Raw genomic sequence first — 24,922 nt, forward strand, 5'->3', positions numbered from 1 at the left:
GGCCAAGTATGGTCCCCCAGTGCCCGTCGACCCAAGAGGTGAGAGAGTGGCCGTCAGCACGCCGAAAACTCAGGGTTGCCGCACCGCGATTACGTCACTGCCACGGCGCGAATGTCATAGGTAACAATCGATGCGCCCCGATCCGCGTGCCCGTTGCCACAGGAGCCGCAGACTCACACAGCACTAGTTGCAGATCATATCGATGTCGCCGTCGTACTTGGTGGTCAGGACGTCGTCGGGCAGGGCCTTGCCGTCGTGCTTGCGGGTGCGGGTGACAGTGATGTCGAATCCCTGCTGCCCCCCGGAGGTGGGTTCACAGTCGGGACCGGACCCGTGCTTGGTCCTCACCGGACGGAAGTTGGAGCGATCCGAGGAGGTGATGGAAACGTCGTAGTACTTGGTCGACCACAGCCGCACGTGGATCTGCTCACCGTCCAGCCACGCCTGGGCCAGTACCGCATGGGACGTGGAGTTCGTGAACTTCATGTCGAGATTGCCGGTCCACAGGGTCGCCTCACGCCCAGCCGGGTAACGCTCGAAGTAGTACTGGTGGGGATGATGCTCGGTGTCATCCATCCCGGCCTCAAAACCGGCGTTGAAGGTGGTGGTGGCCACCTGGCTGAGTCCACCTCCCATCGCGTCAACATGCTCTCCGTTCTGAATGACCCCGGCATCGGCGAACCCGTGCTCGGAGTCGACCTCGCCGAGGACCTTCTCCAGGGAGAAGACCTCGCCGGGCTTGACGACCGTGCCGTTGACGAGCTCGGCTCCGCGAGTGAGGTTCTGCGTGCGCGGCGCGTCCCCACTGTTGTACGGGGTGGCGAACTCGCCGATCACCTCGCTGATGCCCCACTCGTTCTGCGGCGTCGTCACCGTCGGCTCGGCTACGACCATCGGCAGGGGCACGGTCCGGCCGGCGACGTCGGTGGCGGAGGTACCGGCCTTGAGCAGGCTTGCGGACAGGGCCGCGGTGTCGATGAGCTTGCCCTGAGCAGCGGGGACGTACTGGGGGCGAGCCCCCGGGGCGCCGGTGGCGGAGCCGTCGATCTTCCAGGTCGCGTTCTGGACGGGGGCCTCGACCTGACCGATTCTGGCGACGACGGCGTCACGCAGCGCAGTCGGGTCGAAGGTGGCGCTCAAGGTACCGCCCTCGGAGGAGAGCTTCAGCATCGCGGCGGTGTCCTGCGGTGAGAAGGCAGCGGCCGCGCCGGGGTTCTTGCTCTGTACGCCGGTGCCCGCCGCATCAACGGTCAGCCCGCTGGAGAGCAGCGGCGTGAGGGTGCCGTCCACGAACTTCGTGGCTTCCTCGTTGGTGATGGCGGGGATCGCGGTGCCCTCGGCCATGGCGAGGGTCTTCTTGCCCAGGGGCCAGGAGCCGGCGAGCTGCTTGAGAGAGGCATCGACGTCGAGTCCGATACCGTTGCTCGCGGGCGTGGTGACCGGCTTGGTGCCGTCCAGGGTCACGGTCGCCGAGACCGCACCGTTGGCCATCGTGTCGACCCGGTCCTCCAGGGCGCCGCGCAGGGCGGTGGAATCGACCCGGATGACGGCGTCGGTGCGCTGACCGCCGAGGCGCTGGGTCAGGGTGACGGGGTTGAGGGTAAATCCGGTGAGCTTCTTGACCGAGGCGTTGGTGTCGACTGAGACGCCCGACTTGGCGGGTACGAGCTCGGACCTCCCCTGCCCGACGGTGAGGGTGACGGGCTGGGCGAGCTGGTCACCGACGCCCTTGCTGATGCGGTCGCGGGCCTCCTTGGGGCTCAGGCCGGAGACGTCGACGCCGGAGACGGTAGTGCCCGAGGCGATGTGCTGGGTGGTCCACCAGGCGATGCCGCCCCAGGCCAGGAGCAGGGCCGCGGCCCCGGCGGCGCAGGCGGCGGGGATGAGGCGCCGACGGCGCGAGGCGCGCGACCCGGATGCCGGGATCTTCGGGGCGATCGATGGCGGCATATCGCCGGAGCCGGAGGGCCATGCGGTGACCTGCTGAGCCTCGACAGTCGCATCGGCACCGCTCGACTCATAGGGCGAGAGGGCCTCGGCGGGGGTGGTGGCCTCATCGACGACACTCATCGACGCCGGTGTCACCACCGCTTCGGCGGCTGCGGCTTCAGCAGCGGCCGGCTCGGAACCGGCTGTCTCAACGGACTCGTCAGCAAGGGAGGCGGTCTCGCCCACACCCTGGTCGGCGGCCTCACCGGCATCCTCGACGACGGATGCCTTCTGCGTGGGCTGCTCGACGACGGCCGAAGCCTTCGCAGTCTCCTCGGCCTCCTCGACGGGCCCGGTCGGCCTGACGGACTCAGCGGGCTCGACGGGCTCGACGGTGTCGGCCGCGACCTTCGAGGCAGCGGGCTTCTTCCCGCGGTTGACGGACTGGCTCATGGGCGGCGGTTCCTCTCAGGCCTCGGCACGACGACGACGGGCGTTCTCGCGGAAACGCTCCTGGGAGTTGAGGATAACCTTGCGGATGCGCACGGCCTCCGGAGTGACCTCGACGCACTCGTCGTCGGCGGCGAACTCGAGGGCCTCCTCCAGGGTGAGGCGGCGCGGCGGCACGAGGGCCTCGAAGCTGTCCGCGGTCGAGGAGCGCATGTTGGTCTGCTGCTTCTCGCGGACCACGTTGACGTCCATGTCCTCACCGCGGGGGTTCTCCCCCACGACCTGACCCTCGTAGGTCTCCTGGGTGGGCTCGACGAAGAAGCTTCCGCGGTCCTGCAGGCGGATGAGCGCGTAGGCGGTCACGGCCCCGGCACGGTCGGAGACGAGGGATCCGGTGGTGCGCGAGACGATCTGCCCGGCCCAGGGGGCGTAGCCCTCAGCGATGGAGGAGGCGATGCCGGTGCCGCGGGTCTCGGTGAGGAACTGGGTGCGGAAGCCGATGAGGCCACGGGCCGGCACAAGGAACTCCATGCGGATCCAGCCGGTGCCATGGTTGGTCATGGTCTCCATCTGGCCCTTGCGTGCGGCCATGAGCTGGGTGACGGCGCCCAGGTACTCCTCGGGGACGTCGATGGTCATGCGCTCGATGGGCTCGTGACGCTTGCCGTCGATGGTACGGGTGACGACCTGCGGCTTGCCGACGGTCAGCTCGAATCCCTCACGGCGCATCTGCTCCACGAGGATCGCCAGCGCCAGCTCCCCGCGTCCCTGCACCTCCCAGGCGTCGGGCCGGGTGGTGGGCAGGACCCGCAGGGACACGTTGCCGATGAGCTCACGGTCCAGGCGGTCCTTGACCTGACGGGCGGTGACCTTGGCGCCCTTGGTGCGCCCGGCCATCGGGGAGGTGTTGATGCCGATGGTCATGGCGATGGCCGGGTCGTCCACGGTGATGAGCGGCAGGGGACGCGGGTCCTCGGGGTCGACGAGGGACTCGCCGATGGTGATGTCCTCGATCCCGGCGACGGCGACGATGTCACCGGCGTGCGCCTCCTCAGCGGGCTTGCGGTCCAGGCCCTCGGTGACGAGGAGCTCGGAGACGCGGGCGGAGGCCAGTGAGCCGTCGTGGCGGGCCCAGGCCACCGTCTGCCCCTTGCGCAGGGTGCCGTTGTGGATGCGCAGCAGCGCCAGGCGCCCCAGGAAGGGGGAGGCGTCCAGGTTGGTGACGTGAGCCTGCAGGGGGGCGCCTTCCTCGTAGGAGGGGCCGGGGATCCGCTCGATGATGGTGCGGAAGAGCGGCTCGAGGTTCTCGCTGGCCGGCAGCTCGCCGTCGGCCGGGACCTCGGTGTCGGCGCGACGGGCCTTGGCGGAGGCGTAGATGACGGGAACGTCCAGGACGGCGTCGAGGTCGATGTCGGGGTGCTCGTCGGCCAGGTCGCTGGCCAGGGACAGCAGCAGGTCGGTGGACTCTGCGACGACCTCGTCGAGCCGGGAGTCGGGACGGTCCACCTTGTTGACCACGAGGATGACCGGCAGGTTCGCGGCCAGGGCCTTGCGCAGCACGAAGCGGGTCTGGGGCAGGGGCCCCTCGGAGGCGTCGACGAGGAGGACGACGCCGTCGACCATGGACAGCCCGCGCTCGACCTCACCGCCGAAGTCGGCGTGACCGGGGGTGTCGATGACGTTGATGACGATGCCCTCGGGGCAGCCGGCGTCCACGGCTGAGGGGCCCGAGTAGTGGACCGCCGTGTTCTTGGCGAGGATCGTGATGCCCTTCTCGCGCTCCAGCTCACCGGAGTCCATGACGCGCTCGCCGGTGGTCTCCTCGGTGGCCCGGGCCCCGAAGGCGCCCGCCTCCCAGAGCATGGCGTCGACAAGAGTGGTCTTGCCGTGGTCGACGTGGGCGACGATGGCGACGTTACGCAGGTCTTGGCGCACGCTCATGGGGCACTTCTTCCGGTGGGGGACGCCGCGGGCCAGGCACCTCTCACGGCACCGGCCACAGGGCATGAAACAGGGAAAGACTAGAGGACGCCGGTCGAGACCTGCCATGGCGGGGCCAACACCCGGCCTGTGCCGCCTCTCACCTCGACCATTCAGGGGCTGGCACCATCAACCGCCGGGCGGGACTGCGAGCCACGACCCGCCGGTCACTCCACAGAAGGCTCGACTTGCTCCGCCTCCGGGGAAACGGCGGACACCCACAGACACCCGAGCAGCACCAGTACGCATACCCCAGCGGTCGTCAGCACACCCGTCCCCTGACCCAGCCACATGGCAAGGGCGGGAACAGCCACGTAGCCGAGCGGCGCAATACCGTCCCCGGCGAGGTAGTCCAAGGCGAAGACAGAGGGCAGTGCGTCACGCTCAACTCGAGACTGAAGAAACGTCTCCCAAGCCACCGCCGTCGACGCAATCACAGCACTTGAAACAAATACCAACACCGCGACAAGCCAAAGAGGCGCACCGAGCACCACACCGACCGGCACCGGCACGAAACTGAGGAGCGCAACCAGGCACAGCACCGGGCGAGACAAGCGGGATGGCACACGAAGTAAGGACCCAATGATTCCACCGACCGCAAACAAGGACTCGCTGACACCGATGAACCATAACGCTCGATAATCATCGCGCAGCACCACGGGGTATATCGTCATATAACTTCCCCACACAGTAAAGTGCCACACACCGGAGCTGACCAGCACAACGAGGACCCCTCGGGAGCGTGCAGCGACCCGCAGGCCCCGGTTCAGGGCGGTGATGCGATCCGCACCCCCCGTTCTGCGCCCTTTCGGCAGGCGGATCTGCGACAGCAGACATGCGAGCATCAGCAGGGAGACCAGCCACCAAGCGTCAGCGACACCTCGCCATGACTGCACCACCGCAATAAGTCCAGGGCCGGCGACCGCGCACAGACCAGCGACAACAGCCCTGGCGGAATTCATCCGATCCAACAGATCCGACCGCACGAGGTCTGCGACATAGGACCCCATCGTTGGGTACATGATCGATGCGACGAACTCCAAGGCGAATGACACAGTGACGTACACGCCGAGCCCAACCGAGCCGGCATGACTCAGCATCGCGATACCGCCACAGATGACGACCCATGCGGCTGCCGCACCGCCGAACATGGTCTTGGGGCTGACGTGAACCAGCATCTGCGGAGCCAGCAACGCACCCAAGATACCCGGCAGCGCGCCCACGCCGAGGACCAGCCCGACGCCGGAGGCGCTGTAGCCCTCCGACGCCACAGCTATCGCCAGCAATGCGGGAACCGCCGAATTCGCCAGGACATACAGGCCTCGCGACACAAGAAACTCAACGACGTACTCCTCCGCCATCAGCTTCATTCGGCTACCCTTCCCGCCACGCAGCCAGTACGTGTTCGTCCGTCTCGCCGCCGTTCACCAAGTACACCAAGGCGCTGATGGGGCGGGTCATAGGAGCACGGTCACGGCCGCGAGCGCGACGGCGAGCAGACCTGCGGCGCCGACGACCGGGCGGTTGAGGCTGCTGCTCACGCCGGCGGCCGCGCCGGGCGCCGCATCGTCCGCGGCCTGAGCAGGAAGGCTGCGCATCTGCTCGGCGTAGGCCTCGATGAGGGACCCGGCATCACCGGTGTCGAGGTTGGTGCGGTGAGTCCCCTCCCCCGTGAGGTACTCCGGGCGCACCGCCGGGGCCGGCTCGGGGTCTCGCAGGCCGTCGCGCCGCTCCTGCTGCTCGCGCAGCTCCTGTCGGCGCCGGAAGGACTCGGCCATGCCGCCGCGGCGGGGAGCGGCCGAGGCGCGCACCTCGACGTCGTCACGGGTGACGACCGACAGCCCCCAGCGGGTGCGGCACAGCTCGAACGCATCCCAGCCCAGCACGTGGGTGCGCCAGGCGTTGCGGATGGTGAGGGCCTGCGGGGTCAGGGTGATCTGCGGGGCCCACCACAGCAGCCAGGTGAGGAAGGTGAGTGCTCCCGCCCAGACCATGGTGCGCAGCCCGTGGGCGGCGCCGTCGGCCAGGCCGATCGTCAGGGACATCCCCACTGCAGCCAGACCGATGAGGGCGGTGCCCAGGCGGGCCGGCAGGGACCGGATGACGACGGTCGGCATGACAAGGGGCACAGTGGTGGACACGGTGGTGGGCACGACTTCTTGCACGGGCGCATCATGCCGCACCGGCTCCCCGCCGTCGTCATCCGGTCCGGTTGCGGGCACCGGCTCAGCTCTTGACGTAGCCAATGCGCTCGGGCCGGAAGGAGGCCAGTCCCTGGGCGCCGAAGTTGCGCAGCGTCTTGGGCACGGCGGTCAGCTGCATGCGCTGGTAGATCGGGATGTTGAAGACGTTCTCCCACAGGACCTTGTCGAGCTCGTTGGCGAGCTTGTTGCGCTCGGCGCCGTCGGGGGTCGAGCCGATCTTGGCGACGTACTGGTCGACCTCGGGGACGGACAGTCCGGTGTAATTCGACTGGCTGGTCGAGGCGTAGTACTGACCCGTGTTGGCCAGGGGGTACTGGGTCTTCTCGCCGGTGAAGACCGTCAGTGCGTAATTCTTCTTGTTGATGTACTCCGGGAAGTACTTGTCGATCTCGACCGTGGAGACACTGAGCTTGATGCCGACCTCGTTCAGCTGCTTCTGGAGGAGGTTGGCCTCGTTGGTGGCCACCGGGGCGTTGGAGGGGATGGTGATCACCAGCTCGAGCTTCTTGCCGTCCTTGGCGCGCACGCCGTCGGAGCCGGCCACCCAGCCGGCACCGTCGAGCAGCTTCTTGGCGGCCTCGACGTCGTGGCCCCAGCCGGTGGAGTTGTCCTGGTAGCCCTCCTGGACGGGCAGGAAGAAGCGGTTGCCCAGGAGAACCTTCTTGGCGTCCACGGGCAGACCCGCCAGGTCGGAGGCCGCGATGGCCTCACGGTTGCAGGCCCGAGTGATGGCCTGGCGCACGGCCTTGTCCGCCAGAGGACCGGAGGAGGCGTTGAACATGATGTGACGCCACTGCAGGCCGGTGTTCTGGCGGACCTCGGCGTCGTCGCGGCCACTGGCCTGCTGGTAGACGTCGGCGGAGAAGATGTAGTCCAGGACGTCGATCTCCTTGTTGGCGAAGGCCTGTCCCAAGGCCGAGTCATCCAGGACGTGCAGGGTGACGGTCTCAAGCTTGGAGGTGGCGCCCCACCACTTGTCGTTGCGCTCCAGGGTGATGACCTGCTTGGACTCGTCGTAGCTCTTGATCTTGAAGGGGCCGGCGAAGTAGTCGTTGTTGAACTTGGTGGCGCCGGCCATCGACTCGTTGAAGGTCTTGGCGTCGGCCATGAGCTCCCTGGGGGTGATGCCGGCCAAAGGGTAGGACCAGTCGGGGTAGACCGAGTTGAAGGTGACCTTGGCGGTCTGCTTGTCCACGATCTCGACCTTCTCGACCTTGTCGAGTCCCTCGACGGTGGCCCAGGAATAGCTGGGGTCCTTGACATGGTCGAAGAACACCTTGATGTCCTCGGAGTCCCACTTGCGCCCATTGCCCCAGGTGGCCTTCTCGTTGATGGCCACGGTGACCACGGTCTTGCCGCCGACCTCCGCAGCCTCGAGCTTGGTGAGGAAGTCGGGGTTCGGTGTCGCCTTGCCGTCCGCGGCCCAGTCGACGGTGAAGGGGGAGACGAACTTCATGATCAGCCACATGTCGACGATGTTGCCGTCCACGGTCACGGCGTTCCAGTTCGCCGGCGCCGAGCCGATGCCGAAGCGCAGCGTGCCCCCGTCCTGGAGCTCGTCGGGGGCGGCGGTGGGCACACCGGCGGTGGAGCCCGAGGAGCCGGAGCCGTTCTTGGCGCAGGCGGCCAGGGAGGTCAGGACGGCCGCGGAGGCCGTCGTGGCGAGGAACATGCGACGGTTGAGCTTCATGGGAATCTCCGTTCACTATGGGCGCCGTCGTCGGCGCGCGGTGGTGGGCAGGATCGGTGGACAGTGCGATGGGTGGACTCGGGGGCGGGGGACGTCAGAAGACCGCGGTGCGCTCGGGGTAGTAGCAGGCGACCTCGTGGTCCTCGCCCTGGGAGAGGAAGTCCGGCATGGCTCCCAGGCAGGCCGAGCGCTCGTCGTCGGTGAGTCCTGAGGCGAACTTCGGGCAGCGGGTGCGGAAGCGGCAACCCGAGGGCGGGTTGGCGGGGCTGGGCATGTCGCCCTCCAGGACGATGCGGCTGCGGCCGCGTTCCTTGGCCGGGTCCGGGATGGGGATCGCCGAGAGCAGGGCCTGGGTGTAGGGGTGGGCCGGGGCCTCGAAGATGGTGTCGACGTCTCCGATCTCCACGATCCGCCCCAGGTACATGACGGCGACACGGTCGGCGATGTGGCGCACCACTGACAGGTCGTGGGCCACGAAGAGATAGCTGAGCCCCATGGTGGCGCGCAGCTCATCGAGCAGGTTGATGACGCCGGCCTGGATGGACACGTCCAGGGCGGAGACCGGCTCATCGAGGACCAGGAGACTGGGTTCGAGCGCCAGAGCACGGGCGATGCCGATGCGCTGACGCTGCCCGCCGGAGAAGTTGCGCGGGTAGCGGTTGGCGTGACTGGGCTCGAGCCCGACGAGCTCCATGAGCTCCTCGATGCGCGGTCCGATGTCCGTTTTCTTCCAGCCGTTGGCCCGCAGCGGTTCGGCGATGATGTCGAAGATCGGCAGGCGCGGGTCCAGGGAGGCCATGGGGTCCTGGAAGACGATCTGCAGGTCGCGGCGCACCTGGCGGCGCTGGGCCCGCCCCAGGTCGGCCGTGTCCTTGCCCAGGACCACGATCCTGCCCTCCTGGGGCGCCCGGAGGGAGAGGACCTCCAAGAGGGTGGTGGTCTTGCCGCAGCCGGACTCGCCGACCAGGGCCAGGGTCTCGCCCCGGCGGACGTCGAAGGAGACGCCGTCGACGGCGTGGACGGTGCCCACGCGTCTCTTGAAGACGGCTCCCTTCATGAGGGGGAACTCCTTGACGAGGTCGGTGACGCGCAGAACCTCGGGGCGCTCGGCATGCGGCAGGCTCATGGTCTCGGGGGTCTTGAGAGCCGGGACGGGGTAGATGTGGGAGTAGTCGAGATGGTCCCGTTCGATCTCGCCGCGACGGTGGCAGGCCGAGTACTGTGCGCCGGAGCGGGGCTCCTCGCCGTCGGTCCCGTCGCGCTCCACGAGGGTGAGCGCCGGCTCCTCCCGTGCGCACTCGGCCTGGGCCATGGGGCAACGGGGGATGAAGGGGCATCCTCGGGGCAGCTCCAGCAGGGAGGGCGGGTTGCCCTCCAGGGTGGCCAGAGCCGAGTCCTTACGCGCGTCCAGACGGGGCAGGGAGCCGAGCAGGCCGATCGTGTAGGGCATGCGCGAGCGGTAGAAGATGTCGTCGACGTCGCCGGTCTCCACGATGCGCCCGGCGTACATGACGGCCACCCGGTCCGCCATGCCGGCCACGACCCCCAGGTCGTGGGTGATCATGATGACGCCGGCACCGGTCTCCTTCTGGGCGGTGCGCAGCACGTCGAGGATCTGGGCCTGGATGGTGACGTCGAGGGCCGTGGTGGGCTCGTCGGCGATGATGAGATCGGGGTCGTTGGCGATCGCGATGGCGATGACGGCCCGCTGGCGCATCCCGCCGGAGAACTCGTGGGGGTAGGCCTTGGCACGCACCTGCGGGTTGGGGATGCCCACCAGGTCGAGCAGCTCGACGGCGCGCTTGTGTGCGGCCGCCTCGCTCATCTCGGGATGGTGGATCCTCAGGGCCTCGACGATCTGGGCGCCCACCGTGTATACGGGGGTCAGGGCGCTGAGCGGGTCCTGGAAGACCATGGCGATCTGGGAACCGCGAATGCGGGACATGTAGCCGTCGGGCCGCCCCAGCAGCTCGGTGCCGTGGAGGCGCACCGACCCGGTGACCTCGGCGGACTCGTCGAGCAGTCCCATGACAGCCGTGGAGGTGACGGACTTGCCCGAACCGGACTCGCCGACCAGGGCCAGCACTTCACCGCGGGCGACGGACAGGTCGACTCCGCGCACGGCGTTGACGCGCCCGTCCTCAGAGGGGAAGGAGACGTGCAGGTCGGCGACCTCCAGCAGCGGGGCGGCGCTGGAGGGGTCCGGGAGCGCGTCGTCGGCGCTTCTGACGTCGACGACGGGCACGGCCGCAGCGCTCTTCGTGACCTCGGTGGACGTGCTGGGGCTGCTCGTGGGACTCATGCCTTGCCTCCGGACTTGGACGAGGGGTCGATGGCATCGCGCAGACCGTCACCCATGACGTTGACGCACAGGAGCATGAGGAAGAGCACGGCTGCCGGGGCCAGGAAGATCCAGGGGTAGGTGGTCGCCGAGCGCTGCCCCTCGGCGATGAGGGTGCCCAGGGAGGTGTTGGGCGACTGGACCCCGAAACCGAAGTAGGACAGCGTCGTCTCGCTGATGACGGCGTAGGCCACGTTGATGGTGGCGTCGACGATGAGCAGGGAGGCGATGTTGGGCAGGATGTGCCGGGCGATGATGACGGGACTGGGCACGTTCATGAAGCGGGCGGCGTTGACGTACTCCAGGTTCTTCACGCTCAGGGTCAGGGAGCGCACCACGCGGGCCGTGAGCATCCAGCCGAAGCCGGCCAGGAGGATGATGAACAGCACGATGGAGCCCTTGGCGGCTCCGGCCCGCTGGGAGAGGATCGCGATGATGAGGAAGGAGGGGACCACGAGGAGCAGGTCGGTGGCCCACAGGGCGATCTTCTCCCACCAGCCGCCGAAGTAGGCGGCCGAGGATCCGATGACGGCGGCGACGCCGGTCTGGAGCAGGGCGACGAAGACGCCGATCATCATGGACTTGCGGGTGCCCTCCACCACCATCGCGTAGACGTCGCGGCCTCCCTGGGTGGTGCCGAACCAGTGATCAGCGCTGGGGGCCTGGAGGAAGGCGGCGGAGTCGACGTCGGTGAAGGTCCAGTGGGTCGCGGCGCCGCCGAAGAGTGCGAAGAGCACCATGAGCAGGAAGCCGACCGCGCCGACCACCGCCCCCTTGTTGCGCCAGAAGCGCCGGGTGATGATCTGCCTGCGGGTCAGGCGCCGGGAGTCCCTGGGGGTCTGCTTGGTGATGTCGCCCAGGTCCTCGGGGCTCAGCTGGGCCTCCCCGCCCTGCTCGACGGCGGCGTAGCCGCCCACCGTCATCTGCTTGCCGATGGAGGCCATCCCGTTGGGTTCAGCGTTGCGCGTCATGGGTCAGCTCACCCTCACTCTCGGGTCGACGATCGCCACGAAGACATCGGACAGGAGCGCACCGGTGAGGGTGCACAGCCCGGAGAAGGCGACGACGGCCGTCACCCCGTTGATGTCCATGCCGGAGATCGCACTGATGGAGTACTCGCCCATGCCGTGCCAGCCGTAGACCCGCTCGGTGATGGCGGCGCCGGTGAACAGGGTGGCCAGGGCGAAGGCGAAGTAGGTGGCCATGGGGATGAGCGCGGTGCGCAGCGCGTGGCGGGTCAGCGCCTTGCGCTTGATGAGGCCCTTGGCTCGGGCGGTGCGCACGTAGTCGGCCCCCAGGGTGTCGAGCATGAGGTTGCGCTGGAAGCGGGAGTAGGAGGCGATTCCGCCCAGCGACATCGACAAGGTGGGAAGCAGAAGGTGCTGGAGGCGACCGAGGGTCCCCTCCCCCTCACCGGTGAACTCGAGGATCTGGTAGCCGGAGGAGCGGTTGATCTGCACGGCCAGGACCTGCAGGAGGATCGCGATGACCATGGCGGGGGTGGAGATGATGATCATGGAGATCAGGGAGATCGCGCGATCGGAGAAGCGGTACTGGCGCGTGGCGGTCCAGGCCCCCAGTGCCACTCCCCCGACCATGCCGATGGCGGCACCCAGGAACACCAGCCGCACTGAGACGAGGATCTTGGTGCCGATGAGGGTGTTGATGAGCTCGCCCTTGGGGGTGCGTCCCCAGTCCCAGTGGAGGACGACGTTGCGCAGCCAGGTGACGTAGCGGTCCCACACGGGCAGGTCGTGGCTGATGTTGTACTTGACGAGGTTGGCGTGAATGGCGTCCCAGTTGAGAGAGGGGTCCTGACGGTTCCACAGGGCCGAGGGATCCAGAGAGGCCGAGGCCAACAGATAGGCCAACGACGTGGCGATGAATAGCAGGACCGCGTAGTTCGCGATCCGGCGCGCCAGGTACGGGAGCATGCGTTCTCCTCCTTCGGACAACCCACCGGTGCAAGGACCACTGGCCCGCAGCAGGCGCACCTGGCGGCGTTGGAGGTGACACCGTGTACGAACAAATGAATGGGGTCACAATACCCGCCGCGTGAAACTCGATGGATACATTTCCAGCATTCAGGAAATGCCCAAATGGTTAATAGTGGAGGAGAAATAAAACGCGGCGGTGGCCTCGAATCCACCGCCGCGTCGCGGGAATCCCCCTCAATCAGATAAGGAAACAGGGCCGACACGTGAAACACGTGTCAAACGGTCAGAAACTGGCGCGTTCATGCGTTCCAGGCCTGGGCGAGCAGCTCGTAGGAGCGGCGCCGCAGGGCCGGGTCGTGGGCGTGGGTGACCACGAGGACCTCGTCGAGGTCCCACCGGGCGGCCTGCTCACGCAGACGGGCGGCGACGTCGTCGGCCGTTCCGACGAAGGACAGGGACATGGCCGCCTCGACGGCGTCCTCCCTGCCGGGCGCGTAGGCGCGCCAGGCCTGCGGGTCCTCACTGGGCGGATCGAGCGGGCCGGGCCGATTGCCGACGATGCGGGCGGCGGCAGCCATGGCGGTACTGAACAGCAGGCGGGCCTCCTCATGGCTGGGAGCCACCATGACATTGACGGCGGCCGCGACCCGCGGAGCGTCCGGAGCGCCTTGGAGGCCTGGGGCGCCTTCCGTCCGGGACTCGAGGACGGAGCGGTAGGTGGCGATGGCCGCCTCGGCCTGGACCGGGGCGAAGTGCGAGGCCACGGCGAAGGGCAGTCCGAGCCGTCCCGCGACGCGGGCCCCGTTGACTGAGGAGCCGAGCACCCAGACGTTCGGGTGGGTGCCCTCCCCCGGGATGGCCCGTACTCGGGGGCCGTCGGGCTCGGAGACCTGGACGGCGTCGTCGAGAACACCGGGGGCGCCCAGGAGGAGGGATCCGGGGACCTGTTCCGGTACGGGCTCGTCACCGAGGTAGGTGAGGATCTCGAGGATCTCCTCGGCGAAGCGGCCCGGATCGGAGGCCCCTCGGCGCAGCGCGGCGGCGGTGCGCCGGTCGGTGCCAGGGGCCCGCCCCAGTCCCAGGTCGACCCGGCCCGGGTAGAGGGTGGCCAGGGTCCCGATCTGCTCGGCGACGACGAGCGGGGCGTGGTTGGGCAGCATGATCCCGCCGGAGGCGACGCCCAGACGCTCGGTAGCGGCCAGGACCTGCCCCATGAGGACGATGGTCGCTGAGGAGAGGTAGGTGGCGGAGCCGTGGTGCTCGGCCAACCAGTAGCGCTCATAGCCGGCGGCGTCGGCGGCTCGAGCGAGGGCGATCATCTCGGTGAGGGCGTCGGTGCGGCTGCATCCGGCGCTGACGGGGACCATGTCCATGACGGACAGGACGGGTACGGCCCGCCTTTCGGGCTGACTCATACGGGCACTCTAACCCTCACCGACCACCTGGAAGCGGGCCTTGAGGCCCGTGTGCCCCGCCGAGCACAGAGCGCGGCGGGGCACACGGAGGGTCGGACTCGTGCCGTTCGGGGATGGTCAGCGAATCCGGCTGCGCACGGGCAGCAGACCGGTGGCGACCACTGACTTGAGGATGTCCCCCACGATGAAGGGCACCAGACCCAGGGTCAGGGTAGTGCCCCAGCTGGCGCCGGTGGCGACCTTCAGCCAGATCAGGCCCGGGACGTAGACCGAGGCCGAGGCCAGCAGCATGAGGGCGACGCCAGTGGCGACCCGAGCGGTCGTGGAGCCGGAGTGGCGCGACCACACGGTGGCGGCGCGTCCGGCGATGGCGGCGATGAGGGTGTAGCCGATGACGTAGCCGAAGGTGACGCCCACGCCACCGTTCCAGCCGGCCAGGACCGGGGCGCCGACGGCGGCCAGGACGCCGAGGAGCATCGCGGACAGGGCGCCGCGGCGCGAACCGAGGACGGCGCCGACGCCCAGAGCGGCGAAGGTGCCCATGGAGATCGGCACAGGGGTGAAGGGCAGGGGGATCGCGATCTGACCGATGAGGATCAGGGCGACGGTGCCGGCCAGGATCAGCCCGACCTCACGAACGCGGACAAGAGCGGGGTTGGCGGCGCTGGTAACGGATTCTGAGCGGGCCGCGGAGCCGGCGGCCGGGGTGGAGGGTTTGGTGATCATGCCTCAACACTACGGGCAGACGCGGCGTCGCGAACGACCGGATCATGCCGAAGCACCACACCATCATTTGGAGGAAACCTACAAAGAATGCAGGGTCACTCCCCCTCCCGACCGCACAAGATAGGTGGTTTTCACAGTTCTCACAGGTGCCCGTCGATCCAGGTGAGGATGTCGCCGGTGACCTGGTCCCGGTTGGTCTCGTTGAGCAGCTCGTGGCGCCCGCCCGGGTAGAGGATGACGGAGACCTCTCGCACGCCGGCGCTGCGGTAGAGGGTCGCGGCCCGCTGGACGCCTCGCCCCATGGCGCCGGCCGGGTCCCTGTCACCGGAGGCCAGGAGCACGGGCAGCCCTGCGGGCACCGCGGCGGCGTGGGAGGCCGTGTTGACGGCTCTCTGCCCGGCGACGAGGTCGCGGAAGAAGCTGGAGGTGCACACGAATCCGCACCAGGGGTCGGCGACGTAGCGGTCAACCTCGTGGACGTCCCGGCTGATCCAGTCGGCCTTGGTGCGGTTGGGGGCGAAGTGTCGCTGGTAGGGGCCGAATGCGAGCGCATTGAGCAGGCCGGAGGCATGGCGAGGTCCGCGCAGTCGGGACTCCCCGGCGCAGATCGCGGTGGCGGGCCGGGTCAGCGCGCCGTTCCCCGCACCGGTCCCCAGCAGGATGAGACCGGCCAGCTCACCTCCGCGGCGCGCGGCCAGGTCGCGGGCCAGGAAGGAGCCCCAGGAGTGGCCCATGAGGAAGACGGGGACACCGGGCCAGGCCCGCCGAGCCGCATCCAGGACGGCGCCCATGTCGGCGACGACCCTCTCCCAACCACCCCGCTCGGCGACGAAGCCGAAGGCACCGGGGGCTGCGGTCGCGCCGTGGCCTCGGTGGTCCTCGGCCAGGACCGCATAGCCCTCCTCCACCGCTGAGGCGGCGAAGCGGGCGTATCGCGAGGCGTGCTCGGCCATGCCGTGGGCGATGACGATGATGCCCCGGGGGCGGGCGGCGCCGGGCACCTGCGGGCGCGGCGCCGCCACGGGGCGCACCGGGGCGCCGGCCTCAGGAGCGTCGGCCACCAGGAGGGAGCCGTCGATGAGCCACTCGGGCAGCCAGATGTGCACGACCAGACGCGTTCCGTCATCGGCCGTGAGCCGAGTAAGGCTGGTCTGCATCGGTCCTCCTCAGACAGCATCATCAATCGTCGTCAACGGAGCGTTGGTCACGCTCAGGTCGGCATCGGTCATCATTGATCGTGTCGACGGCTGACGATCGGCAGTGACGTCGGGGTCACGGGCAGGGTCCGAGATCTCCCGTCGCCCCAGGTAGAAGCCTAGTTGCCCGATGCCGAGCCGGCAGCATGACCGCCGAGGCGATTCTCAGACGCCCCAGGACGGGAACGCTGCGGAGCCGCCACAGACGGCCACTGATCCGCCACTGATGACTGACTGCACCGGAGCATCACCTATATTCCTGATGGTTTCATGAGTCCCAGTCGCTCGTATCCCGACAGTTCTCCCGATAGATCCCCGCCCACCCGCTCCGGTTCGGGCTCCTGGTTTACGGTGGCTGCCATGGCCGTCCACTCCTTCACCCTCGTTCCCGCCGTCTACGTCTACCTGCTGCGTCCTCATCCGGGCGCCTCCGACCGGGACGCCGAGCCGGTGAGCACCGCGCCCCAGGTGCTCCTCCAGCTGCGGCAGAACACGGGCTACATGGACGGGCACTGGGCCTGCGGCGCCTCGGGTCACGTCGAGGCCGCCGAGAGCGCGCTGGAGACGGCTCTGCGGGAGACCGACGAGGAGCTGGGGATCCGTGCCGAGGCGGAGGACCTGACGGCGCTGACGGCGATGCACCGCACCAATGACCTGGGCGGGGCGGCTCTGGAGCAGCGCATCGACCTGTTCTTCACGCTGCGGACCTGGACGGGCACGCCGGCCGTGCGTGAGCCGGACAAGAACGCGGGCCTGCGCTGGTTCTCCCTGACAGACCTGCCCGAGGCGGTTCCGCCGCACGAGCGCCATGTCCTGGACCTGCTGGCCGGGTCCCTCGACGGCGGGAGTCCAGTGCCCCCGGTCATCACCTTCGGCTTCGACGAGGGCCAGGACATCGCCTGTTACGGCGTCGCCCTGCCGCACTGAGCTCAGCTCGCCAGGAAGGCCTCGATGGCGGGAAGCTCGCGGCGGGCCTGGGCCAGGCCGGCCTCGAAGGCGGTGACGATGCGGTCGTAGCGCAGCTCGCCGTTGGCGACGGGCATGCGCTCGGGCCGGAAGAGGTAGACGCTCCCCTGGCTGCGCAGCCGCTCCAGCTCGTCGACGGTACGGTTGTAGTTCTCGGGGCGGTCGATGACGGCCTGGACCAGGGCCGGGTAGCGGGCGTAGAGCCGCTGGAGGATCTCGATCTCGTGGCGTCGCGTGAACGGTTTGCGGTAGCCCTCGGGGCGGGTCATGACCACGAGCATCTTGTCGTACCCGTCGGCGCGGGCGGCGTCGACGGCGAACCCGCCGGTGGGCCCGACGGCGCCGTCCACGTAGGGGAGGCCGTCGACCTCGACCATGGGCATGAGCACCGGCATCGACGACGACGCGCGCGCCCGCACCAGCAGGTCCGCCATGGTGGGCATGTCCTCCAGGCCCCAGTAGACCTCCTCACCGGTGTCGCAGCGGAAGGCGCCCAGACGCACCGTGGCCGGTGAGGCGGCGAAGGTCTCCCAGTCGAAGGGGATGGACTCGTCGGGGGCGGAGGTGTGCAGGTAGATGTGCTCGGAGTTGAAGTAGCCCTTTCCGGTCACGAAGCTGCCCCAGCCGCCGGCCTTGGGGTCGGTGGTCAGCCCCAGGTAGGCCTCGCGGGTGCGCCAGGTGTCCCGGGAGACGAAGTTGCAGGTGTTGGTGCAGCCGGCGGAGATGCCACCGACCCAGGGGAAGGAGAGCCCGGCCTCCAGCATGACACGCACGAGGCCAGCCGTGTAGGCCCCGCGCATACCGCCGCTCTCGAAGACGAGGGCGACGTCGTCGGGGCCGTGGGTGACGGGAGCGGGCCGGTGACTGTGGTCGGAGACGGGGACGGGACGCGGGCTCACGCCCGGGAGCCTATGGGTTCCATGGCGCCATCGCACGGGTGATTCCCGCCCCATGTCGGCCGAGCGGTCGGGAGAGTAGCGTGAGGTCATGACTACCTCCAGCGCGCTGCGCATCCTTGAGCCGATGACCATGCGCGGGCTGACTGCCCGCAACCGCCTGTGGCTGCCGCCGATGTGCATGTACTCGGTCGAGGCGCGGGACGGCGTCGTCACCGACTGGCACGTGGTCCACTACGCCAGCCGCGCGGTGGGCGGCTTCGGCACGATCGTTGTGGAGGCCACGGCGGTCACCCCTGAGGGGCGTCTGTCCCCCAACGACCTGGGGCTGTGGTCCGACGAGCAGGTCGCCGGCCAGCGCCGCCTGGTGGAGGCGATTCACGCCGGCGGGGCCCTGGCCGGTATTCAGATCGGGCACGGCGGGCGCAAGTCGGGGACCCGGCCGTGGCGACCCAAGGTGGAGGGTGCGCGCACCGGCACCCTGGAGGGCTGGGAGCTGCTGGCCCCCAGCGCGATCCCCTTTCCGGAGCACGCGGTTCCCGCCGAGCTGGACGAGGCCGGTATCCACCGGATCGTGGAGGCCTTTGCAGCGGCCGCGCGCCGCGCCGTCGAGGCCGGGTACGACGTCATCGAGATCCACGGCGCCCACGGCTACCTCATCCACGAGTTCCGCTCTGCCCTGTCCAACCAGCGCACCGACTCCTACGGCGGAAGCGTTGAGAACCGTCAGCGCTTCCCGCTCGAGGTGGTGCGGGCCGTGCGCGAGGCCATCGGGCCGGACACGCTGCTCGATATCCGGCTGTCGGCCTCGGACTGGGCCGGGGGCGGCGTCACTGGTGAGGAGACCGCCGCATTCAGCCACGAGCTGGTGAAGGCCGGTGTCGACGTCCTGCACATCTCCAGCGGCGGTAACGTCCCGGCCGAGATCCCGGTGGGGCCCGGCTACCAGCTGCCGCTGGCCGAGCAGGTCAAGCAGGCGGTCGCCGGCAGCGACGTCCCGGTGGTGGGCGTGGGCCTCATCGAGGAGGCGGCCCAGGCCGAGCAGGCGCTCATCGCCGGGCAGGCCGACGCGATCGCCGTGGGCCGGGCCGCCCTGCGCGACCCCTACCTGCCGCTGCGCTGGGCGGCCGACCTGGGGGCGCGCTCCTGGGACGAGGCCCCCTGGCCCATCCAGTACTGGCGCGGCACCTGGCGCTGAGCAGAGCCCGGCCACCCTCAGCCATTACTATCTCCTGGGAAGTCCTCAGTCGCATGCGACGTATCCATCCTCTGGAGGTAGATCCTTGGGCAGCAGCCATTCGACGGCACCCAGCGCGCAAAGGCACCGCGGGGACGTGTACTCCTCCCAGTGCCCGTGCCGCGATCTTCTTGACGTCGTGGCCAACAAGTGGTCCGCTCTGGCCATCGGCGCACTGGCCGAGGGGCCGTTGCGCTTCGGGGCGCTGCAACGGCGCCTTCAAGGCATCTCGCCGAAGGTACTGACCGCCACGCTGCGCCGGCTGGAGGACCACGGGCTCGTGCACCGAGAGGTGATCCCGGAGGTTCCTCTTCACGTGGAGTACTCCCTGACGGAGGTCGGCCGGAGCGCCGTCGAACCGGTATTCGCACTTCGGGAATGGGCCGAGTCCCGATACGCGCATGCGCTGACTCACGTGAGGTCGATCCCCTAGGTCGTGTTGCGGCGTGAAGGCGGTCCCGGGGCTATGACCCGGGGAGTCGCCAATGCGCGCAGTTCGGCGGGAACGCGCCTCAGTCCTCGACCTCGGACTTTGAGGGTGCAGCGGGGCCTACGGCGCACCCACGAGTCCCTGGGCATCCGGACGCCATCACGGCCGGCGCACCGGCACTCCACTATCTTCTTGATAGTAGAGGTCATTGCGGGTAACCACTTTCTTCCTACTACGGTCTGTGCCCGTTGACGGTGCACCTCCGTCGAACCTGGTACAAGCCGATGAGCAAAAAGAGCAAGGAGCTATCGATGCCCTCAAGCAGCCCTGACACCCGAAGTACCATGACCGCTGTCGTCACTCGATCCGGAGGCTCGGTGGACGCCCCGGATGCCCTGATCGATGCCACCGTCCCCGCCCCGGCGGCCCCCACTGGCCACGACATCCTCGTGGAGGTTAAGGCACTGTCCGTCAACCCCGTTGACGTCAAAGTGCGCGCCGCCCTCAACCACGCCGGCGGCGAGGAACGCATCCTGGGATGGGATGCAGCGGGAACGGTCATCGCGGTCGGTGAGCAGACCACTCTCTTCCAACCGGGCGATGACGTCTACTACGCCGGAGCACTGGAGCGTCCCGGCTCCTACGGACGGCTGCAGCTCGTGGACGAACGCATCGTCGGACCGAAGCCGAGCTCGTTGGACTACGCGAGTGCCGCGGCGCTGCCCCTGACCTCCCTCACCGCGTGGGAGGCGCTTTTCGACAAGCTCCACTTGAGCAGGGACTCCACAGGCACGATCCTCGTGCTGGGAGCCGCAGGAGGGGTGGGATCCATGGTGATCCAGCTGACCAAGGCCCTCACCGATGTCTCCGTCATCGCCACCGCCTCACGTGAGGAGTCCCGCGACTGGGTCCGGTCGCTGGGTGCCGACGCAGTGGTGGACCACTTCGCCGAGGACCTTGCCCAGCAGATCCTCGCCATCGCACCGGATGGCGTCGACTATGTCTTCACCCCGCAGAGCCGAGGGCGCGTGCCGCTGCTGACCACAGTGGTTCGTCCTTTCGGGGAGATCGTCGCCATCGACGACGAGCGAGACCTGGACCTGTACGCGCTCAAGGACAAGGCCATCTCCTGGCACTGGGAGTTCATGTTCGCCCGGCCCAGGCACGGCTACGACCTCATCACCCAGCACCGCATCCTCTCCACCGTCGCCGAGCTCATCGACAGTGGAAGAATCCGTGGCACTGCGTCCCAGACGCTCACGCCTCGCAATGCTGCCCAGATACGGGAAGCTCACCGCCTCATCGAGAGCGGGCGCACAGTGGGGAAGATCGTCGTGGCCGACGCCGGCTGAGTCGACCGAATCGGGACCGAACCGGGCTTCGATCGCCGTACGCGGTGGACTACCCGACGGCGTCGAGGTAGAGCCAGCGGCCGGCGCGGCGGGTGAAGCGGGAGCGCTCGCGCAGGGCGTCGTCCACCACTCCCCCGCGCCCGTCGCCGGTGCGGTAGGTGGCGGTGAACTCCACGATGCCGGCCTCGTCGTCCGCCCCGCCGTCGACGGTCTCGTGAATGGTCAGTCCCGTCCACCGGGTCCCGGGGTGGCAGTAGGGCCCCTCCGGGCGGGTGCGCGGGTGCCAGGTGCGGAAGAGGTAGTCCTCGTCGCCGACGACGAAGGCCGTGTAGCGCGAGCGCATGAGGGCCTGGGCCGTGGGCGCCGGGGCACCGTCGTGGAACGGCTCGCAGCACTGGGCGTAGGTTCCTCCGCTGCCGCAGGGGCAGGGGGCGGCGCCGTGCACGCCCGCGGCGCGGATCGGCGAGTCCTGTTGGGCCCTGTGACCCGCTCGCTCCCCCGCCATGCTCAGGCCCCCTGCCAGTAGGCGTGCAGGGCCTGGGCGAGCCAGGGACCGTCCTTGACGCCGCACATCTCGCGGGCCGAGTGCATGCTCAGCAGGGGCACGCCCACGTCGACCGTGGTGATACCGAGGCGGGTGGCGGTGATAGGGCCGATGGTGGACCCGCAGGGCACAGCGTTGTTGGAGACGAACTCCTGGCTGGGCACGCCCGCGGCGGCACAGGCCCGCGCCCAGATCGCGGCTCCCACGGCGTCGGTGGCGTAGCGCTGCTGGGCGTTGATCTTGAGCAGGGGGCCGTGGTTGATGAGCGGCTGGACAACCGGGTCGTGCAGGTGGGCGTAGGCGGGGTGGACGCTGTGCCCGGCGTCGGCGCTCACGCAGGTCGAGCGGGCCAGGAGGGCATCGACGGCGTCGCCCTTGATCCCCAGGGCCGCGGCCAGGCGCCGCAGCAGGGTCTCGAGGAAGGGCCCACCCGCCCCGGAGCGGGTGTCCGAGCCGACCTCCTCGTGGTCGAAGGCGACCAGGATGACGGGTTCGATGGGTTCGGCCCCGACGACCGCGAGCGTCTCGAGTGCGGCCAGTCCGGCGTGGACGGAGGAGAGGTTGTCCAGGCGGGAGGAGGCCAGGAACTCTCCGTCCCGGCCGAACCGGGCCGGCGCCTGGGTGGGGTAGGTCAGGACGTCGTGGCCGGCGAGCTCGGCCGCATCGATACCGGCGATCTCGCACAGGTGGGCCTCGACCGCGTCGGGGGCGGCGTCGGGTCCGGCCAGCGACCACAGGGGCAGCAGGTGGGTCTGGCGGTCCAGGTGGAGGGTGTCGTTGACTGCGCGGTCCAGGTGCGGGGCGATCTGGCAGACACGGGCGATGGGGCCGGTGCGCACGAGGTGGACGGCACCGTCGCGGCTGGTCAGGCGCCCGGCCAGGCCCAGCTCGCGGTCGAGGAAGGAGGCGAGCAGGGGACCGCCGTAGACCTCGGCGTTGATGAGCTGCCACCCGGAGCGGACGACGGCGGCCGAGGGCTTGAGCTTGAGGGCCGGGGAGTCGGTGTGGGCTCCGACGATGCGCATGCCCGCCCCCGCGGGGAGTGCCTCGGGCAGCGCCCAGGCGGCGATGGCGCCGTCACGGATGACGTAGCCGCGGCGCGGGAGGCCGCCCTCCCAGGAGACGGTCTCATCGGCGCGGGTGAAGCCGGCCGCGTCCAGGCGGCGGGCGACCTCGGTGGCGGCGTGGTAGGAGCTGGGCGAGGCGGTGACGAAGTCGATGAGCGAATCGGTGTAGGCGTCGTCGTCCCACAGGGTCTCGCCGGTGACGGCGTCGGCGGCGAGAGCGCCGGAACGGCGGCCGGGCGGGACGCTGGCGGGTGTGCTGGCGGCATCAGTCATGGACCCAGTCTTCCACCGGTGCACCTCGCTCCCCGACCGACCTTCCGGCCGGAACCCACCACGAGGTAGGGCAGAATCGGGGCGTGAGCATCTCTCAGCCGGTCATCCCGCCCGCCTCGTCCTCTCCCGTGCGCGCCGTCCTGCTCGATGCCGACGGCGTTCTGCAGCTCATCGGCACCCCGTGGGGCGAGGCGCTGACCCGCGGCGGCGGCCCGGCCTTCGCCCAGGCCATGGTCGATGGTGAGGCCGACGCCCTGGCAGGCCGGGAGACCCTCACCGAGCTGCTGGAGCGGGTGGTGAAGGATCTGGGGCTGGAGCTGCGCGCATCGGACCTGCTGGAGATGTGGCACCGGGCCACACCCGACCCTCTGGCCTGGCAGCTGGTTGGGGATCTGCGCGAGGCCGGTTACACAACGGTCCTGGCCACCAATCAGCAGTGGGAGCGTCGGGCCTGGATGCGCGAGCAGCTGGGCTATGACGGCCTGTGCGACATCGACGGCTACTCCTGCACGCTGGGGGTGGCCAAGCCGGAAGCCGCCTACTTCCACCGGCTGCTGGAGCTCGCAGGGGTGGAGGCGGACCAGGCCCTGTTCGTCGATGACAGCGCCACCAACATCGCCGCGGCCCGCGAGGTGGGCTTGCGCACTATCCACCACCCGGTCGACGCCGGCGGCGAGCTCCTGCGCCGTGAGGTCGCCCAGGCCTTGACGCTGGCCGCCAGTCCGTCGCAAGGATGAGCCGGCGGGCCACCGTTCCTCCTTTCGGAACTTGCCCATCCGGCGCACGCGGGGAAGACTCCCCCTGACAGGAGCGATCACACGGAAGGACACCTCATGGCAGGAACCGTGACGGACGAGCAGGCCCCCGAGGCCACCACCACTGAAGCCGCTGCGTCCACCGTCGAGTCCACCGTCGAGTCCTCCGCCTCCACGGCCCGCCGTGCCCCGGAGGTCTTCCTGCGCCTCATCACCGCGATCCACTCCATCCTGCCGGGCTTCGTGCGCAGCCGGATGCCGGTGACCTTCATCGGCTACGCGATCATCAACGGCTCGGCCTTCTCCCTGGACATGACCTGCCTGTGGGTGTTCTACAACCACTTCCACTGGTTCTACCCGGTGGCGGTCACGATCGGCTACGCCATCGCTGCCGTCTACTCCTTCCTGCTCAACCGGTGGCTGAACTTCCAGGCGCACGGGCACGTCGTCAAGCAGGGGGCGGGCTACATGGCCGGAGTCATCAGCCAGTACGTCATCTTCATCCTGGGCCTGTCCTCGCTGCTGCACTGGTTCGGGGTCAACGCCGAGCTGGCGCGCGTCATCTCGGCCTGCTGCGAGGGCATCTACCTCTACGTGTTCATCCGGCTGTGGGTGTTCCGCGGGGTGCCGGAGCCCGAGCAGACGCACGAGCCCTCGGCCTCCCCGGCCGACGCCTGAGCACCCCGGTCGGAGGCGAGACCGGCGAGGAGCTCGGCACTCACCAGAAGGCGCGAGTCGTCTCGGTGGGGCCCTCGAGCTCGGTGAAGCCTGCATCGGTGACGCTGACGGGCCGCGTGACGGTCTCCCACTGCTCCCGGCTGGGCACGACGACGCGTACCCGGTAGCCGTCGTCGGCCCAGGCCCGCCTCAAGGAGGACGGCATAGCGCTGCTCTCCCAGGCCAGCTGGGCGGCGTGGGCGCACTGGGCGGCCAGCTTGCCCGAGGTCATCTCATGCAGAGGCGTGACCTCGATCGTCACGAGAGCCCCGATGGATGCCGACGCCGCCGTGAGCGCGATCTCCTCGGCCGCTCCCGGGTCCTTGGCGATGCGCGCGGTGATCTCGGCGGGCGGTGGGGGCAGCTCGTCACCGGCCGGGAAGTGGGTGCCCTCCACCTGGGTCTTGGCCAGGGCTCCGGGCAGGGGGCGCACCGGTCCGGGAACGAAGGCGCGCGCGGCAGCCCGCCCCCAGCCGGCAGGACCGTCCTGGGTGACGGTGACGCCGTCGATGTCCTGGACCTCATCCCAGCGCTTGCCCCGGGCTCGGCGCACGAGCTTGCGGATGCGCCCGTCGCGCCAGTAGTCGACGGCCGGGTTCCACGGTCCGCCGGGGGCGGAGGCGGGCGAGGCCAGGAGGGAGACGACGGCGCGGGCGGCGGCCTCGGCGACGTCGATCCGCCGGGGCGGGTGGACCTTGTCGTAGCGCACGGCGATCTGCATGCCCCAGGGCACGGTGTGGTCCAGGTTTCCGGACAGGGAGGGCAGAGGCGATGACGGTAAGAACGGCGATGCGGAGTGCGGCACGGGTAGGAGCCT

21 protein-coding genes are annotated in these 24,922 nt (G+C 69.2%); 6 read left to right on the forward strand and 15 right to left on the reverse strand.

The genetic code is table 11. The features are described from left to right. Positions 1-183: 183 nt before the first annotated feature. The 11 genes from FBF36_RS10840 to FBF36_RS10890 form a co-directional block, all read right to left on the reverse strand. Positions 184-2,382 (reverse strand): VanW family protein, encoded by a 2,199-nt coding sequence (locus FBF36_RS10840; RefSeq protein WP_009394100.1) that lies wholly within the window; start codon positions 2,380-2,382, stop codon positions 184-186. Positions 2,383-2,397: 15 nt separating this feature from the next. Further along, positions 2,398-4,320, reverse strand: a complete 1,923-nt coding sequence (gene typA, locus FBF36_RS10845; RefSeq protein WP_009394101.1) for a translational GTPase TypA — start codon at positions 4,318-4,320, stop codon at positions 2,398-2,400. A 206-nt stretch (positions 4,321-4,526) separates the two neighbouring features. Then, the gene (locus FBF36_RS10850) at positions 4,527-5,729 is read right to left on the reverse strand and encodes an MFS transporter (RefSeq protein ID WP_009394102.1); all 1,203 of its coding nucleotides are present in this window, start codon (positions 5,727-5,729) and stop codon (positions 4,527-4,529) included. An 87-nt stretch (positions 5,730-5,816) separates the two neighbouring features. Next, on the reverse strand, positions 5,817-6,512 hold the full coding sequence (locus FBF36_RS10855; protein WP_225792349.1) for a hypothetical protein: 696 nt from the start codon (positions 6,510-6,512) through the stop codon (positions 5,817-5,819). Between the two features lie 73 nt (positions 6,513-6,585). Then, on the reverse strand, positions 6,586-8,253 hold the full coding sequence (locus FBF36_RS10860) for an ABC transporter family substrate-binding protein (protein WP_009393996.1): 1,668 nt from the start codon (positions 8,251-8,253) through the stop codon (positions 6,586-6,588). A gap of 94 nt (positions 8,254-8,347) precedes the next feature. Beyond that, entirely contained in the window at positions 8,348-10,555 is a 2,208-nt protein-coding gene (locus FBF36_RS10865; protein WP_009393995.1) for an ABC transporter ATP-binding protein, read from the reverse strand. Next, positions 10,552-11,538, reverse strand: a complete 987-nt coding sequence (locus tag FBF36_RS10870) for an ABC transporter permease (protein WP_009393994.1) — start codon at positions 11,536-11,538, stop codon at positions 10,552-10,554. The genes FBF36_RS10865 and FBF36_RS10870 overlap by 4 nt, the downstream gene beginning before the upstream one ends. Positions 11,539-11,568: 30 nt before the next feature. Continuing rightward, positions 11,569-12,528, reverse strand: a complete 960-nt coding sequence (locus FBF36_RS10875) for an ABC transporter permease (RefSeq protein ID WP_009393993.1) — start codon at positions 12,526-12,528, stop codon at positions 11,569-11,571. Positions 12,529-12,830: 302 nt separating this feature from the next. Further along, entirely contained in the window at positions 12,831-13,946 is a 1,116-nt protein-coding gene (locus FBF36_RS10880; protein WP_009393992.1) for an LLM class flavin-dependent oxidoreductase, read from the reverse strand. Between the two features lie 117 nt (positions 13,947-14,063). Then, the gene (locus tag FBF36_RS10885; RefSeq protein WP_009393990.1) at positions 14,064-14,672 is read right to left on the reverse strand and encodes a biotin transporter BioY; all 609 of its coding nucleotides are present in this window, start codon (positions 14,670-14,672) and stop codon (positions 14,064-14,066) included. Positions 14,673-14,812: 140 nt separating this feature from the next. Next, complete coding sequence (locus FBF36_RS10890; RefSeq protein ID WP_138137525.1) at positions 14,813-15,829, reverse strand: alpha/beta hydrolase; 1,017 nt, start codon at positions 15,827-15,829, stop codon at positions 14,813-14,815. 399 nt (positions 15,830-16,228) lie between these two features. On the opposite strand from FBF36_RS10890, the gene FBF36_RS10895 reads away from it, so the two are divergent. After that, a complete protein-coding gene (locus FBF36_RS10895; protein ID WP_009394093.1) occupies positions 16,229-16,795 on the forward strand; it encodes an NUDIX hydrolase in 567 nt (188 codons plus the stop codon). A 2-nt stretch (positions 16,796-16,797) separates the two neighbouring features. On the opposite strand, the gene FBF36_RS10900 is transcribed toward FBF36_RS10895, so the two are convergent. Beyond that, positions 16,798-17,733, reverse strand: a complete 936-nt coding sequence (locus FBF36_RS10900) for a patatin family protein (RefSeq protein WP_034491300.1) — start codon at positions 17,731-17,733, stop codon at positions 16,798-16,800. A gap of 88 nt (positions 17,734-17,821) precedes the next feature. Between FBF36_RS10900 and FBF36_RS10905 the strand changes: the two genes are divergently transcribed. The 3 genes from FBF36_RS10905 (at position 17,822) to FBF36_RS10915 (ending at position 20,749) form a co-directional block, all read left to right on the forward strand. Beyond that, positions 17,822-18,928, forward strand: coding sequence for an NADH:flavin oxidoreductase/NADH oxidase (locus FBF36_RS10905; protein ID WP_138137527.1), 1,107 nt, complete (start codon positions 17,822-17,824; stop codon positions 18,926-18,928). 136 nt (positions 18,929-19,064) lie between these two features. After that, a complete protein-coding gene (locus FBF36_RS10910) occupies positions 19,065-19,400 on the forward strand; it encodes a winged helix-turn-helix transcriptional regulator (RefSeq protein WP_009394986.1) in 336 nt (111 codons plus the stop codon). 308 nt (positions 19,401-19,708) lie between these two features. Beyond that, entirely contained in the window at positions 19,709-20,749 is a 1,041-nt protein-coding gene (locus FBF36_RS10915) for a zinc-binding alcohol dehydrogenase family protein (RefSeq protein WP_034491692.1), read from the forward strand. A 49-nt stretch (positions 20,750-20,798) separates the two neighbouring features. On the opposite strand, the gene FBF36_RS10920 is transcribed toward FBF36_RS10915, so the two are convergent. Together FBF36_RS10920 and FBF36_RS10925 are read right to left on the reverse strand one after the other, a co-directional pair. After that, positions 20,799-21,254 carry a YchJ family protein gene (locus tag FBF36_RS10920; protein ID WP_009394980.1) on the reverse strand — a complete coding sequence of 152 codons (456 nt, stop codon included), beginning with the start codon at positions 21,252-21,254 and terminating at the stop codon, positions 20,799-20,801. A gap of 2 nt (positions 21,255-21,256) precedes the next feature. Then, on the reverse strand, positions 21,257-22,633 hold the full coding sequence (locus tag FBF36_RS10925) for a M18 family aminopeptidase (protein WP_009394979.1): 1,377 nt from the start codon (positions 22,631-22,633) through the stop codon (positions 21,257-21,259). 83 nt (positions 22,634-22,716) lie between these two features. Between FBF36_RS10925 and FBF36_RS10930 the strand changes: the two genes are divergently transcribed. Together FBF36_RS10930 and FBF36_RS10935 are read left to right on the forward strand one after the other, a co-directional pair. Continuing rightward, positions 22,717-23,370, forward strand: coding sequence for an HAD-IA family hydrolase (locus tag FBF36_RS10930; RefSeq protein ID WP_009394977.1), 654 nt, complete (start codon positions 22,717-22,719; stop codon positions 23,368-23,370). Positions 23,371-23,466: 96 nt separating this feature from the next. After that, complete coding sequence (locus FBF36_RS10935; protein ID WP_009394975.1) at positions 23,467-24,066, forward strand: GtrA family protein; 600 nt, start codon at positions 23,467-23,469, stop codon at positions 24,064-24,066. 40 nt (positions 24,067-24,106) lie between these two features. Here the strand turns inward: FBF36_RS10935 and FBF36_RS10940 are convergent, their stop codons facing one another. Beyond that, positions 24,107-24,826, reverse strand: a complete 720-nt coding sequence (locus FBF36_RS10940; RefSeq protein ID WP_009394974.1) for a peptidyl-tRNA hydrolase — start codon at positions 24,824-24,826, stop codon at positions 24,107-24,109. Between the last annotated feature and the right edge of the window lie 96 nt (positions 24,827-24,922).

The sequence above is a fragment of the Actinomyces sp. oral taxon 171 str. F0337 genome (assembly GCF_005696555.1).
In the GTDB taxonomy this organism is placed as follows: domain Bacteria; phylum Actinomycetota; class Actinomycetes; order Actinomycetales; family Actinomycetaceae; genus Actinomyces; species Actinomyces oris_E.

Bases quoted from the DNA above. Each gene is read 5' to 3' on its own strand.
- FBF36_RS10885 (WP_009393990.1), bottom strand. From the start codon at position 14,672: ATGATCACCAAACCCTCCACCCCGGCCGCCGGCTCCGCGGCCCGCTCA.
- FBF36_RS10870 (WP_009393994.1), bottom strand. From the start codon at position 11,538: ATGGCCTCCATCGGCAAGCAGATGACGGTGGGCGGCTACGCCGCCGTC.
- FBF36_RS10880 (WP_009393992.1), bottom strand. From the start codon at position 13,946: ATGAGTCAGCCCGAAAGGCGGGCCGTACCCGTCCTGTCCGTCATGGAC.
- FBF36_RS10920 (WP_009394980.1), bottom strand. From the start codon at position 21,254: ATGGCGGGGGAGCGAGCGGGTCACAGGGCCCAACAGGACTCGCCGATC.
- FBF36_RS10840 (WP_009394100.1), bottom strand. From the start codon at position 2,382: ATGAGCCAGTCCGTCAACCGCGGGAAGAAGCCCGCTGCCTCGAAGGTC.
- FBF36_RS10860 (WP_009393996.1), bottom strand. From the start codon at position 8,253: ATGAAGCTCAACCGTCGCATGTTCCTCGCCACGACGGCCTCCGCGGCC.
- FBF36_RS10850 (WP_009394102.1), bottom strand. From the start codon at position 5,729: ATGAAGCTGATGGCGGAGGAGTACGTCGTTGAGTTTCTTGTGTCGCGA.
- FBF36_RS10915 (WP_034491692.1), top strand. From the start codon at position 19,709: ATGCCCTCAAGCAGCCCTGACACCCGAAGTACCATGACCGCTGTCGTC.
- FBF36_RS10875 (WP_009393993.1), bottom strand. From the start codon at position 12,528: ATGCTCCCGTACCTGGCGCGCCGGATCGCGAACTACGCGGTCCTGCTA.
- FBF36_RS10905 (WP_138137527.1), top strand. From the start codon at position 17,822: ATGACTACCTCCAGCGCGCTGCGCATCCTTGAGCCGATGACCATGCGC.
- FBF36_RS10925 (WP_009394979.1), bottom strand. From the start codon at position 22,633: ATGACTGATGCCGCCAGCACACCCGCCAGCGTCCCGCCCGGCCGCCGT.
- typA (WP_009394101.1), bottom strand. From the start codon at position 4,320: ATGAGCGTGCGCCAAGACCTGCGTAACGTCGCCATCGTCGCCCACGTC.
- FBF36_RS10895 (WP_009394093.1), top strand. From the start codon at position 16,229: ATGGCCGTCCACTCCTTCACCCTCGTTCCCGCCGTCTACGTCTACCTG.
- FBF36_RS10940 (WP_009394974.1), bottom strand. From the start codon at position 24,826: ATGCAGATCGCCGTGCGCTACGACAAGGTCCACCCGCCCCGGCGGATC.
- FBF36_RS10890 (WP_138137525.1), bottom strand. From the start codon at position 15,829: ATGCAGACCAGCCTTACTCGGCTCACGGCCGATGACGGAACGCGTCTG.
- FBF36_RS10865 (WP_009393995.1), bottom strand. From the start codon at position 10,555: ATGAGTCCCACGAGCAGCCCCAGCACGTCCACCGAGGTCACGAAGAGC.
- FBF36_RS10935 (WP_009394975.1), top strand. From the start codon at position 23,467: ATGGCAGGAACCGTGACGGACGAGCAGGCCCCCGAGGCCACCACCACT.